Here is a 13516-nt window from a genome sequence, read left to right on the forward strand (position 1 = left end):
GGTGGCATTTCACCAGACCCCCCCGACATCCGGCATCATGGGTCACGTGTCAGTACTGCATACGTATCTGTTCGGCGCCGAGGACGGCCCGGAGATCCTCGCCCTTCACGGTGTCACCGGTCACGGCAGACGATGGGAGGCGATGGCCGCCGACCAGTTGCCCGACGCCCGGTGGATCTCACCCGATCTGCGCGGTCACGGCCGATCCACCTGGGCACCGCCGTGGAACCTCGAGGCTCATGTCTCGAGCCTGATCGACACGCTCGACACTCACGCGCGCGGACCGGTTCTGGTAGTCGGGCATTCTTTCGGCGGGGCACTGGCTCTGCACCTGGCCCGTGCCGTGCCAGACAGGGTCAGAGGTCTCGTCCTCCTCGATCCCGCGATCGGGCTCGATTCCGAACTGATGCGGACGGTGGCAGATCTCACCATCTCCTCCCCCGACTACACCGACCTCGAGGAAGCCCGCTCCGAGAAGATCGGCGGGGCATGGGGTGAAGTGCCGCGCGACGTGCTCGAGACCGAGATTGCCGAACACCTCATACCTCTCGAGAACGGCCGGGTCAACTGGCGGCTGTCCACTCCCGCTCTCGTCACTGCGTGGGGCGAGCTCGCGCGCGACCCCGTGCTCCCACCAGCGCATTTGCCGACCGTCCTGGTTCAGGCCTCGAAGGTGCAACCGCCGTATGTCACTCCCGTTTTCCGCCGTGCCCTCGCCGAGCATCTCGGCGACAACCTCACCGCCGTCGATATCGAGTGCGATCACATGGTGCCGCAGGCCAGACCGGACGAGGTGGCCGCACTCGTCCGCAAGCTCCTCTGATGGTCGCGACGACGGAGGAACAGGTCGAACGTGTGCGAGCACTCGTCGCGTCGATTCCCTCCGGTCGGGTGGCCACCTACGGCGACATCGCCGCGACCGCGGGACTGTCCAGTCCCCGGATCGTCGGCTGGATCATGCGGACGGACTCTGCCGATCTCCCCTGGCACCGCGTGCTGGGCGCATCGGGCCGTCCGTCTCCGCATCTCGCACGTCGTCAGATCGCCAGGCTCGAACTAGAGGGCGTGCCGATCAAGGACGGCCGCGTGGATCTCAATGCGGCACGGCACCGATTCGATTGCGCCGACTGATCATCCGGCCGCTCAGCACGTGCTGGGCGCGGGTTCACCACGGAACCGGGCGTCCAGCCAGTTCAATGCCTGCGGCAGACCGAGTGCCGCCGGCGACAGGTGGTCCGGTGCCGGAGTGAGCAGGATCTGCACCGGTGTGCCCGCGTCGCAGTAGCGGCGCAACGTGGTGTCGATCGAGTCGACGGGGACCAGCACATCGGTGGGACTGTGCCAATCGAAAATCGGGACGGTGGGGACTCCCGGATACAGTTCGAGGCTGTTCTCCTCCATCACCTTCCTCACTTCCGCATCATCCAGGAAGTTCTTGTTGTCGGTCATCTGAGCGGCGCTACGGCCGGCCCCGAGCGCGATGATCTCGTACGTGCAGCCGTTGCCGATCATCTGCTTCATCCGGCGCCCCTCGTCGTTCAGTTGACCCGTGACGTTGACGCGGGCCGGATACTCGCGCTCGAGCCCCAGCGCGGCGGCCATCGCAAGGCCGAACACGGGATGCGGATCGGCGCCCAGGGTCTCCCCCATCTTCACCAGATTCATCGGGGTTCCACCCTCTGCAGCGCCGACGATGTCGAGTTCGGGTGCGTACGTGGGCGCCAGCGCGGCCGCCCACGCCGTCGCCATACCGCCGCCGGAATACCCGCCCAAGCCGATCTTGCTGTGCGTCGCCTGCAGCTCGGGGACTCGTTGCACGGCACGGATACCGTCGAGGGTGATCTGGCCACCGAGCTTGGCAGCGCCGTACGCCATCCGCGGGCCCAGATGGTCGGGCAACGCCACGGCCCAACCGCGCGCGAGCGCAAGGTTGAGGCCGACCGCTTCGCGAAGCTTGTACATCGGATCGCTGGTGTACAGAGCGTTGGCGATCTTGCACTGGCTACCGAGCGCATTGATGATGTGCTGGTAGGACACCACCGGACCGTCCGGCACGTGGTTCGGTGGGCGCACGTACGTGGTGTTTGCCGCGATCGGCCTGTCCTGCGAGTCCGTGCTGCGGAACGACACTTCCCACACCTCGCTTGCGGGGAAGTAAGGGGACGCCGGTAGCTGACGGACCTTGAGGACGTCGCCGGGCGCGTAGCCGGCAACATCCGGCGGCGGTTCGTAGAAGGGGTCCGGATCAGGGATCGGGAATCCCACATCAGGTGTGGGCGGTGGAGGCAATGCTGGTTGCGCCACGGAGGTACCGGCGCCCACGAGTGCGGCAGTCAGCGCAAGAATCGAGCCGAGTGCGGCAGTGTGAAAAGATCTGCGAATCAACAAGCCCATGGCATACCTCACATTTCGGCAACCGGGTCAACGGACCCGACTATGCCAGAGCGTCGGGGGGGATCCGCACCTTTCGCGGAACCGAACAGATCCTAACTGACACTCGGTGGTGATCGAGCGACGCTGCCGCGTGAGTGGTCTGCCGTCGCCACGCCGCGGAGTCGCCAGACCTGCGGGGTGGTACCCCTGCTGGAGCATGAAGCGGGGCAAGTCGTCGGCGGCATCGAGGTAGACCTGCCGGAGTTCGGGGTCCGCGGCGGATGGGGACTTGACTGGAGCGTGTCTGCCAAATATTGGCGGTTGGACGCTCGATGCTGTCCCTATGTTGTCTGCCGACGAGATTTCCGACGACCTGTGTCCTGTGATGGAAACCTTTCTCCTGCTCTAGTCGGGGCTTAGGGGACGTCCGTGGAACGATCATCGGGTGACCCTGGATCGAATTGCCTAGCGGTATCGGACGGGGTTGCATGGTGTGACGTACCCCGATACTTCGACGTATAGCAGTCGATCTGGGAACGACACCACCGCTGGCCGGACGACGGCACCTACATGCGAATGTTCCAGGCTCTTCGTCAACAGCCCCGAACGCGACATCGCGCTCGAACGTCGCGTGAGTCCGGGAAGAACCACAACCCGCGGAGCCTGCTTGGAGGGAAGGCGAGATCAAGCGTGCTGGCCGGGCTTCCGAGACCGTCCTGGCCGGGCTTCCGAGACAAGGAGAACTACCGGACCGGCATTGTTGGCGACGGCGATCATAGGTCACGATGACGTATGGTGGGGCTGGAGAGAACACGATCACTTCTCGGCTTATTGTTCGGGCTCAAAAGAACTCGTCTACGGCTCCCCTGCAGAATAGAACCGCGGTTTCGCAACACTCCGACATGACGAGACGTCACGAGGGTCTGCTGTTGTGAGCGGCGAAACGCTCGGAGACGGTCGACCAGTAGAAGCGGTCGTGAGGAATGCGCGGGCTTGGACTCTGAGCCCTTTCCGGAGGTACCGCGCCCTTTCCGGAGGTACCGCGCAGTTTCACACTCATCGGAAGAGAGATGCTCGTGCACATTCAGATCAATACCGACGGCAACTTCGACGACAGCTTCGACGACAATGACGAACTGGTCCGCCGGGCGGAATCAGAGATCGCTTCCGTCCTCGAGCGTTTCACCGAACAGATCACCCGCGTCGAGGTACACCTCAGTGACGAGAACGCCGGTAAAGGGGCGCCGGCTGACAAGCGTTGCATGTTGGAGGCGCGCCCAGCCGGTCAGCCACCGGTCGCCGTCACCAACCACGCCACGACGACCGAGGAAGCCTACTCCGGCGCTGCTCACAAACTCGCGAGCCTGCTCAACAGTCGGTTCGGTCGATTGAACGAGGCCAAAGGCGGCACGTCGATCAGGGGCCACGACACGGTCTGAGGCAGTTCTCCGCGACGTCGAAACCCCCGCCCTCACGTCAAACCTCCACCCGGACATCATTGACCGAGAAAGAATGGCTCATGTTCGCACGATCCGACCTGTCGCAGTTGATCGCTACCGCACCTGATCGCGGTATCTCGATATATATGCCAACCCACATCCGCGGGGAGGAAACGAGGCAGGATCCGATTCGCTTGCGCAACCTAGTCGCCGAGGCTCGCGACCGGCTGACGGGGGCCGGTGTCGACAAGTTCGATGCCGGTGCGCTCGTGGCTCCGGCGACCGCGCTCATCGAGAATTACGGATTCTGGCAACACCAGGATCAAGGCCTTGCACTCTTCCTCGGTGACGGACAGGCACACCGCTATCGGGTGCCGATTCCTTTCGCCGAGCAGGTCTTCGTCGGGCCGGGATTCTACGTGAAACCTCTGCTCCCTCTCCTCGCCGCTGATGGCGCATTCCACCTCCTGACGATCACCGCGGACAAGGTGCGATTGTTCGACGCATCCCGATTCTCGCTGACCGAGGATCTCGACGCCGACCTGCCGCGCGACATCAGCGAGTGGCTGGGGGAATCCGATTACGAGAACCCGGTACAGGCCAGCCCGGTAGCGCGGCCCAACACCGGTTCGGTCGATATCAGCAATGCGCAGGTGTACGGCGACAGCCCCGCCGAATGGCGGAAAGGGCGACTCGTGGAGTTCGTCGGAAAGGTCGCCGCGGCATTCGATCGCCATGCCGCCGGCCATCCGATCCCTGTGGTCGTGGCTGCCGACCCGGAGATCGCCGGGCACTTCAAGAAGCAGACGTCGCTGGGTTCCTGGCTCGTTGGGTCCATTCTCCTCAACCCCGAGGCGATCGACGCGAGGCAACTACACGAAGCCGCGTACAACTTGGTACGGCCGCGTTTCGAATCCGATTGTCATGAAGCGGTTGAGCGTCTTTCTGCCTTGCTCGGGACGAACGACCGTCGGGCAATAACCACGATCGACGACATTGTCCGAGCCGCGTACCGCGGACAGATCAACACGCTTCTTCTGACTGACAGTGCTCCCCTGTGGGGCCGCTACGACGAGGAGACCGGCTCAGTAGAAACTCACTCGACCCGTGCCGATGCGGACACCGATCTGTTCGAGTCCGCGGCGGTACAAACGCTCGAACAAGGAGGAACCGTGCACATACTCGATCGCGGACACATGGCCGATGTACTGGACGGCCATACCTCAGATGCGAGCACTTCCGAATGCACGGCCCTTCTTCGCTACTGACTCTCGCCGGTGCGTGCGCACCCGATCTGCACTCCTCGGCGAAAGCCCTTTCTCCCACAGAGGGCTGACGAGTGCGATCCAATCGACTCCCACAACGTAGACGTTGTTGGCGATTGGAATCCTCGTCGCCCTCATTCTGGTCTCGGTGGCCGGGATCCGGTGTCCTTACTGACTAGGGCGAACGGTCGGGGCACTCCCGGCCCTCCGGGCCTCAGTGCAGGTACTTGCACAGAGACCGGGCGTGTGCGGCAACATGGGGGAATGGATTCCGTGGCACCCGTTCACGCCATCGTCCTCGCGGGTGGACGAGCGACTCGGATGGGCGGCGTCGACAAACCGGCAATCGTCGTCGGCGGCCGCCGGATGCTCGACACCGCACTCGACGCCGTCGACGGTTGTACGCGCATCGTCGTCGTCGGACCTCCGCGCGGCGACGTCGATTCGCCGGTCCTGCAGGCTCAGGAGACTCCGCCGGGCGCAGGTCCGGTGGCCGGCGTGGCCGCTGGGCTCGCCGTGCTGGACGCGAACCCGTCGGATCGGGTGATTCTCCTCGCCTCGGATCTGCCGTTCCTGGAACCCACGTCGGTCGAGGTCCTCGCCGACGCACTGGACGACGCAGATGCCGTCTTCGCGGCCGACGAGTCGGGCCGCCTGCAGTTCCTACTGTCGGCGTGGAGGGTCGCCGCGTTGAGCGACCGAGTCCGCGCCCTCGGTTCCACCGTCAATCAGCCGATGAAGGCGCTCGTGCCGGAACAGTTCAGCACCGTCACTATGCACGGCATCACCGATTGCGATACGCCGGAAGACGTCGAACGAGCCCGCAGCACAGCCACCGATACACCGGTCACGATCAGCGAGGCCCGGCGGGCAATCCTCGACACGGTTCCCCCGCTAGCACCGCGAGTCGCGCCGCTCAGCACTGCACTCGGCGCCACGCTCACCGAACCGTTGCTCGCCGCCGAGTCACTGCCGCGCATCGCGGTGTCCGCGATGGACGGATACGCGGTCGCGGGTGAAGAACCGTGGTTGCTGCGCGGCGACATTCGCTACGCGGGGGGCTCGGAGGAACTCGAACTGGCAGAGGGTGAGGCAGCACGGATCGCGACCGGTGCGCACTTGCCCAGCGGCGCCACCACTGTCGTGCGAGATGAGTTCGCTGTCGCGACAAGTACTTCCGACGGTCCGCGACTACGCCGCAAAGAGGGCGCGCCCGTGCGCGACGACGTGCGGCGGCCCGGCGAGGACTGGTCCGAGGGTCATCGCCTGGCCGCGAAGGGAACAGCCGTCACGCCGGCACTCGCCTCGGCGGCCGCGAGCGCGGAGGCGGCTACCGCGGAGGTTCGGGGACCCGTGCACGCGCATGTCGTGGTGACCGGGGACGAGATTCGACGGGACGGCCCACTACGCAGGGGGCAGACCAGGGACGCGCTGGGTCCCGTTCTCCCCCAATTTCTCTCGTGGTGCGGAATCCGTACGATCGCCGACACGCACCTGCGCGACACATCCGACGGCTTCGACGAATTACTCAGAGAAGTACGCCGACCCGATCTCATAGTGATCGCGGGCGCCACCGGTGGCGGCGCCGCCGACCAGTTGCGGGCGGCGCTCGACCGTGCTGCGGCACAGATGGTGGTGAGGAGAGTCCGGTGCCGGCCCGGCGGTTCCCAGCTGACCGCTCTGCTACCGGATGGTCGCGTAGTGCTTGGTCTGCCCGGAAACCCCTATGCCGCCGTCGCGACGCTCCTCACCACGGTTCCGTCGATTGTGACCGCCCTGACCGGTCGCGGACCGGCCCCGGTCGCGTTCGGTCGCATCACGAACGCTTCGGAGGTCAGCGGCGACGCAGTACGCATCTTGCCCGTCGTTCCGGAACCGGACGGCACCTGGCGAGCCGACCCCGCAATCCGGACCGCTCATCTCGCCGGCCTGATCGGTCGCGAAGCACTGGCACTGGTACCTGCCGGCGCCGCCGACGGGGATCTCGCCGAACTGGTGTGGCTACCTCGCTGACCGCCCCGCGGGGAGGCGGATCAGCGCCGGAGTGACAACGCTGGAGTTCAGAACGCCGGTGCGATAGCGGTCGGTCATCAGGCCGACGATCGCCGGGTCCACACCGAGCGGTTCCGCGACTCCGTCCGCGCCGGCATCGGCGAGACGCGCGTGGAACAGTCCGTGTGCCAGCAGGTAAGACGCGATGAACACCCGTTTCTCGCCCTGCACACGCAGTCCGGCCACGACGTCCGGTACACGTGGTTCGGCTGTGTCCACGTAGCCGATCCGGACCCGGGAGCCCGTGAGTTCGGACAGCATCACCGCGGCGCGGCGCACGTCGCTGAGTGCGCGCGGATCGGACGAACCGGCCGCAGCGAGCACGACCGCGTCGCCGGGTTGCCACCCCGTCTCGACGAGTCGGCGCAACAGCACGTCCGCGAGGACCGGATCGGGACCGAGCCCCCGCGTCACGGACACCGAGTGGTGGCCGCTGTCCGCGACCTCCCGCGGAACGTCGGTGTGGACGTGATAGCCGGAGGCTAGGAACGCCGGGACCACCACCGCCGGCGCCGTGATGTCGCGCAGAACCTCGGCAGGCGAGGGCCCGAGAACGTCCACGAAGGACACCCGCGTAAATCCCACTTGCTCGGAGACTGCGTCCGCGAGCGCGGCGATCATCTCCACACCCCGGGGACTGCGCGTTCCGTGTGCCACCAGCACCAGTGCTGTCTCGTTCAACGCTGTCTCGTTCAACGCTGTCTCGTTCATTGCTGTCTCGTTCAACACAGTCCCTCCGCGCGTAGATCGAGGTGGTCGACGGGTTCGAGAGCGAGCCGGTATCCTCGCTTGACTACCGTCTGCACTGCCTTCGGCGCTCCCAACGATGCGCGCAACCTCGCCACCGCCATCTCCACCGCGTGGGTGTCCTCGCCGCCGCCTGGCAGCGCCGCGAGCAAGTCGTCCCGCGGGACGACCCGTCCGGGCCGGGCGCCGAGTGTGCGCATCAGCGACATCCCGGCGGGGGGCAGTTGCCGCACTTCACCATCGACCACGACGCATCCGCCGCGAATGCTCAGCTCGTGACCGGCGGCATGAATCTTGTTCGCCCGCAAGGGCAGTTCGTCTTCGATGTGCCGGGCTAAAGCGCCGAGTCGCGAACGCGCCGGAATGGTGGTCGGTACTTCGAGTTCACGCAGCGGTCCGGCGGCGACTGATCCGACGCACGCGGCGAGGACACGATGCCGGAACGAGTGGAGCACCAGCTCGATCATTCCGATCTCCTCGGCTCTTTTCAGTAGCGTCGACACCGCGGGTGCGCTGGTGAAGCTGACGGCGTCGAGTCCGCCGGTGGCGACGAGTTCGATCATTCGGTCCATCGGGGCTCGGTCCTCGAGCGGAGTCCACCGGTAGACGGGGACGGCGATTACTTCGGCGCCCGCGCGGCGCAGTACCTCGCAGAAGTCCGCGACCAGTTCCCGCTCGAGGCCGGCGCCGGACAACTGGGCCGCCTCGAGGCCGGCACCGTGCAACTGGACCGCGATACGTTGTCCTTCGACGCCCTCACCGAGAAGGCGATCGAGCACCTCCGCAGAGGACTCGGAATCCGGTGACCATTCCTCCCCCAAGCCGGCGGCCCTGATCTCGCCCTTGGCCTTGGCGCCTCGGGCCAGCAGCCTGCTCGATGCCAGTGCCAGGCCCAGTTCCTCCGCCTGCCCCCAGCCGTCCGCGGCCGCCATCCAGCCACGGAAACCGATTCCCGTCGTCGCGACGACGATGTCCGGCGGATTGTCGATGATCTCGCGTGTCACACGCTCGAGTTCCCCATCGTCGGCCGACGGGACGATGCGGATCGCCGGAGCTTGCATCACTGACGCGCCCCGTCGCGTCAGCAAGGTCGCGAACTCCTCCGCACGCCGGGACGCGGTGATCCCGATCGTGAACCCGCTCAGGGGCGTCGCTGCCTTCACGCGTTCGTAGTGTGAACCTGGACGCTGTGAATCTGGACGACGCCGGCCCACACACGCACGTCGTACAGGGCGAGTCGAACCCTCTCATCGTCGAGACAGCGGCCGTCAACCAGCGAAAATACCTGCTTGAGCAGCGGCGATGCCACGGTGGGCTCCCCCGCTCGGTCACCTACGAGGCCCCGGGACATCACGGCTGCACGGCCGAACGGGTCGATGTTGCTGACGGCGTGGAGAGATCCATCCTCTAGCAGAAAGAGAGCCACCTGCTCCCCGCTCCGCAGCAACACCGCCACCCCGAGGCCGGGAATCAGCTGGCTGAGCGGGCACGCCGAGGTCCACTCGAGACGGCCCGACGTGACGCTATCGCGCCTGGTTCCACTGGCACCGTGAACGTTCATATCGATGACGGTCATTCGAGTCCTTCCTTCGCGCTGTCGCGTATCCGTTCTCAAATACATCGTCCAGGGTGGGTGTTTCCTCGTCGTTAAGCGGGGATTACTCCGATGTAGAAGCTGAGAATTCAGGCATTCCCATCAGAACGGGAACCTTTCGCACGCCGGTGTCGTCGAACGAGACGGTCGGATCGGCCTCCTCCGGTGCGTTGACGAACGAGACGAACCGTGACAGCTTCTCCGGGTCGTCGAGGACACCCGACCACTCGTCCCTGTACCCGTCGACGTGCTTGGCCATGGCTGCTTCGAGTTCCGCGGCGATGCCCAGGCTGTCTTCACACACCACCTCCATGAGGTGGTCGAGGCCTCCGTCGAGGGACTCCAGCCACGGCGCGGTCCGCTGCAACCGGTCTGCGGTGCGGATGTAGAACATGAGATAGCGGTCGATATAGCGGACCAGCGTTGCGTCGTCGAGGCCTCCGGCGAGGAGCTGTGCGTGCTTCGGCGACTGGCCGCCGTTGCCACCGACGTACAGATTCCAGCCGTTCTCGGTGGCGATGACGCCGACGTCCTTACTTCGGGCCTCCGCGCATTCTCGGGCGCAACCCGAGACCCCGAACTTCAGCTTGTGCGGAGAGCGCAGACCGCGGTATCGGTTCTCCAGGTCGACCGCCATGCCCACCGAATCCTGCACGCCGTACCGGCACCAACTCGATCCGACACAACTCTTCACGGTGCGCAGCGACTTGCCGTACGCCTGACCCGACTCCATCCCGGCGTCGACGAGACGCTTCCAGATGGCTGGCAACTGCTCGACGCGAGCGCCGAACAAGTCGATGCGCTGACCGCCGGTCACCTTCGTATACAGACCGAAGTCGCGGGCCACCTCACCGATGACGATGAGTTGCTCGGGGGTGCACTCGCCGCCGGGCATCCGCGGCACCACAGAGTAGGTGCCGTTCTTCTGGATGTTGGCCAGAAAGTGGTCGTTCGTGTCCTGCAGGCCCGCCTGGTTGCGATGCAGAATGTGATCCGAATCGGTGGACGCAAGGATCGACGCGACGACGGGCTTGCAGATGTCGCAGCCCGACCCCTTGCCGTAGTTTGCGATCAGTGCGGAGAACGTGCGGGTGTCGGTGGCTCGAACGATCTCGAAGAGTTCCGCGCGGGACTGCTCGAAGTGCTCGCACAGCGCCTTCGACAACACCACACCGGACGACGCCAGCAGCTGCTTGATCGTGGGGAGGCAGCCACCACACGTTGTTCCGGCATTCGTGCAACTCTTGACCTGCGCAATGTCGCACGCACCTTCGGCGATGGCCCCGCAGATCGCGCCCTTGGTGACGCCGTTGCACGAGCACACCTCGGCGTCGTCGGGCAACGATCCGGCGCCGGCCTTCTCCCCCGCCGGCGAGATCAGCGCCGCGGGGTCACCCGGGAGTTCACGGCCCACCAGGGGTCGCAGCGACGCGTACGCCGACGCGTCGCCGATCAGGATGCCGCCGAGTAGCGTCTTCGCGTCGTCGGAGACGACGAGCTTGGCGTAGGTGCCCTTCGAAGCATCGCTGAGCACGACCTCGAGCGCGCCGGGGGCGTGCGCGTGAGCGTCACCGAAACTGGCGACGTCCACACCCATCAGCTTGAGCTTGGTGGACAGGTCGGCGCCCGGGAACTCCGCCTTGCCGCCGAGCAATCGGTCCGCGACGATCTCGGCGGTGGTGTAGCCGGGGGCGACCAGGCCGTAGCACCGGCCCTCCACCGCGGCGCACTCGCCGACCGCGTAGATGTTCTCGTCGGACGTCCCGCAACCGAGATCGGTAACGATCCCGCCGCGCTCCCCCACGTCGAGTCCGGTATCGCGGGCCAGTTGGTCCCTGGGACGCACCCCAGCGGAGAACACCAGCAGCGCGGCGTCGATCACCGAGCCATCTGAGAGTTCGACACTGACGCCTGCGGGACCTTCGGCGATCGAGGCGGTGCCGACCCCCGTGTGGACGGTGAGACCGAGGTCGGTGACGAGGTCGGTCAGAATTGCTCCACCGCCCTCGTCCACCTGCAGCGGCATCAGCCGCGGAGCGAATTCCACCACGTGTGGCGTCATGCCCATCAGCTTCAGGGCGTTGGCAGCCTCGAGACCGAGCAGGCCACCGCCGACCACGACACCGACGGCGCCGGGACCGGCGGCCTCTGCGCGTGTCCGGATACCGTCGAGGTCGGCGAGAGTCCGGTAGACGAAGCACTCGGGACGGTCGTGGCCGGGGATCGGCGGCACGAACGGGTACGAACCGGTGGCCATCACCAGGGCGTCGTAGTCGAAGACCTCACCGGAGTCTGTCGTGACCTTGCGGAACTCACGATCGATCGAGGCCGCGCGGCTGCCTACCCGGAGGTCGACGAATGCGTCACCCAGGTAGTCGTTGCCTGTGAGGGCGAGTTCCTTGTGGTCCCAGGCGCCCACGTAGGACGAGAGACCCACACGGTCGTACGCCGGAATGGGCTCCTCGCACAGCACGGTCACCGACCAGTCGTTCGACTCGTCACGTTCCCGCAATGCCTCGACGAACCGGTGTCCGACCATGCCGTGTCCGATGACTACCGCTGACCTGCTACTCATGCCGTCGCTCCTTCGTACCCGTCGGGTCGATGCCGCAGATCTCGGTCGCCATGAACAACGACATGACCGATCAGATCAGGTGGGAGACCCAAACGTAGAAAACAGGTGTTGCGACGGTGCTGCGGTGCGTGACCGCAGCGTCAATTGATGCTCACTTATCGACGGGACCGAAGTGAGGTTTCGGGAATGTTTCCTAGGCGTATCTTTCCTAGGCGTATCGAGGAGCCGCTTCGGGCTCCGAAGCCGCGGGCCAACTGTCCTCGAGCATCCGCGGCTTGCAAGCCTGGAAGGCCGCCACGAGGAGAACAACCACGCCGAGCGTCAGGAACCCGAACGACATCGCCCAACCCTCGGACGCTTCGTGGAACACCCCGAACAGCAGCGGACCGAGGCAGGCCGCGGCATAGCCAATACCCTGCGTGAAGCCGGACAGCGTCGACGATCCGACGTGGCTGCGCGTGCGGAGGTTGATCAGCGTCAACGACATCGGGAACGTGCTGGGCCCGAGTCCGAGAAGCACGATCCAGAGGATCGGCGCGCCCATCGGGGCGAACAAGAGCCCACTGAACGCCACCAGATAGCAGACGGCACACCCGACCACGATCGGGAACGGGTTGCGCACCCGCGCACACAAAGTAGGAGCGCCGAAGGCCGCAACAAGTCCCATGAACGAGAACAGCCCCACCATGGAACCGCCGAACGCTTCACTTGCGCCCGCGTCTGCGAGGATGTCGGGAATCCAGGTGAACATCGAGTACGTGATCATCGAGGTCATCCCGAACATACCGGCCATTCCCCAGCCCAGCGGCGACCTCCAGGCGTTTCCTTGGGGATGTCCCACCGGAGCGTCCGCCGGCGGCGTCTCGGCTGCGACGGTCACACCACGTCGCCGGCCCCGGAAGAGGACGAACATCCACGGCACCGCAGCGACGAAACCGAATAGTGCCCAGACACCGATCGAGACGCGCCAACCGAACGCCTCCGCGAGCGGGACCGCGACGAAGGCAGGCGCGATGGTGCCGATCTGGACGCCGACGATGTACACGGAACTCATCACGGCGAGACGATCTGAGAAGTAACGCTTCACCAGTGGTGGAATGACCACGTTGCCTATTCCCATCCCGGCGAGGGCGAGAGCCGACAGCGCCAGCAACGACCACGTGTCGCTCATCAGGGCCCGAGTCAGCATTCCCACTCCAGCCATCAGCATCGCAGCGAGCGCGGTCAGTTCCAGCCCCCACCGCTTGGCGATGAGCGGCGTCCCCAGCCCGGAGAGTGCAAACATAGCCGTCGGAACCATCCCGAACACTCCGACGATCGCGGGTGAGAATCCGACGTCCTCCCGGATCTGGCTGGCCAGCGGGCTGAACGAGGTGACCGCAAGTCGGAGGACGAGAGCAGACATCGCGATCGCACAGAAGACGAGAAGGCGACCGTGCAGAAGTTTCACGCGAGAAATCATAGGATGACC

11 protein-coding genes are annotated in these 13516 nt (G+C 65.6%); 5 read left to right on the plus strand and 6 right to left on the minus strand.

What is annotated here, in order from left to right:
- Positions 1–37: 37 nt before the first annotated feature.
- Positions 38–823 carry an alpha/beta fold hydrolase gene (locus RM2_RS05760; protein ID WP_072687910.1) on the plus strand — a complete coding sequence of 262 codons (786 nt, stop codon included), beginning with the start codon at positions 38–40 and terminating at the stop codon, positions 821–823.
- Positions 823–1131 (plus strand): MGMT family protein, encoded by a 309-nt coding sequence (locus RM2_RS05765; protein WP_072687872.1) that lies wholly within the window; start codon positions 823–825, stop codon positions 1129–1131. Before RM2_RS05760 ends, RM2_RS05765 begins: the two co-directional genes overlap by 1 nt.
- A gap of 12 nt (positions 1132–1143) precedes the next feature.
- On the opposite strand, the gene RM2_RS05770 is transcribed toward RM2_RS05765, so the two are convergent.
- Entirely contained in the window at positions 1144–2394 is a 1251-nt protein-coding gene (locus tag RM2_RS05770) for a lipase family protein (protein ID WP_072687873.1), read from the minus strand.
- 1049 nt (positions 2395–3443) lie between these two features.
- On the opposite strand from RM2_RS05770, the gene RM2_RS05775 reads away from it, so the two are divergent.
- The 3 genes from RM2_RS05775 to RM2_RS05785 all read left to right on the plus strand — a co-directional run bounded on the left by RM2_RS05775 (position 3444) and on the right by RM2_RS05785 (position 7090).
- Positions 3444–3812 (plus strand): HPF/RaiA family ribosome-associated protein, encoded by a 369-nt coding sequence (locus tag RM2_RS05775; RefSeq protein ID WP_139277674.1) that lies wholly within the window; start codon positions 3444–3446, stop codon positions 3810–3812.
- Between the two features lie 80 nt (positions 3813–3892).
- Positions 3893–5080 carry a baeRF3 domain-containing protein gene (locus tag RM2_RS05780; protein WP_072687874.1) on the plus strand — a complete coding sequence of 396 codons (1188 nt, stop codon included), beginning with the start codon at positions 3893–3895 and terminating at the stop codon, positions 5078–5080.
- Positions 5081–5341: 261 nt separating this feature from the next.
- Complete coding sequence (locus tag RM2_RS05785; RefSeq protein WP_072687875.1) at positions 5342–7090, plus strand: NTP transferase domain-containing protein; 1749 nt, start codon at positions 5342–5344, stop codon at positions 7088–7090.
- Here RM2_RS05785 and RM2_RS05790 read toward each other — a convergent pair.
- From RM2_RS05790 to RM2_RS05810, 5 genes are all read right to left on the minus strand, one after another.
- Entirely contained in the window at positions 7079–7810 is a 732-nt protein-coding gene (locus RM2_RS05790; protein WP_072687912.1) for a sirohydrochlorin chelatase, read from the minus strand. The genes RM2_RS05785 and RM2_RS05790 overlap by 12 nt on opposite strands.
- A gap of 41 nt (positions 7811–7851) precedes the next feature.
- Positions 7852–9039 carry a uroporphyrinogen-III synthase gene (locus RM2_RS05795; protein ID WP_072687876.1) on the minus strand — a complete coding sequence of 396 codons (1188 nt, stop codon included), beginning with the start codon at positions 9037–9039 and terminating at the stop codon, positions 7852–7854.
- Complete coding sequence (gene nirD, locus RM2_RS05800; protein WP_072687877.1) at positions 9036–9452, minus strand: nitrite reductase small subunit NirD; 417 nt, start codon at positions 9450–9452, stop codon at positions 9036–9038. The genes RM2_RS05795 and nirD overlap by 4 nt, the downstream gene beginning before the upstream one ends.
- 82 nt (positions 9453–9534) lie before the next feature.
- Positions 9535–12045, minus strand: a complete 2511-nt coding sequence (gene nirB / locus RM2_RS05805; RefSeq protein ID WP_072687878.1) for a nitrite reductase large subunit NirB — start codon at positions 12043–12045, stop codon at positions 9535–9537.
- Between the two features lie 208 nt (positions 12046–12253).
- On the minus strand, positions 12254–13507 hold the full coding sequence (locus RM2_RS05810; protein ID WP_072687879.1) for an MFS transporter: 1254 nt from the start codon (positions 13505–13507) through the stop codon (positions 12254–12256).
- Between the last annotated feature and the right edge of the window lie 9 nt (positions 13508–13516).

It is taken from the genome of Rhodococcus marinonascens NBRC 14363 (assembly GCF_001894885.1).
Lineage (GTDB): Bacteria > Actinomycetota > Actinomycetes > Mycobacteriales > Mycobacteriaceae > Rhodococcus_F > Rhodococcus_F marinonascens.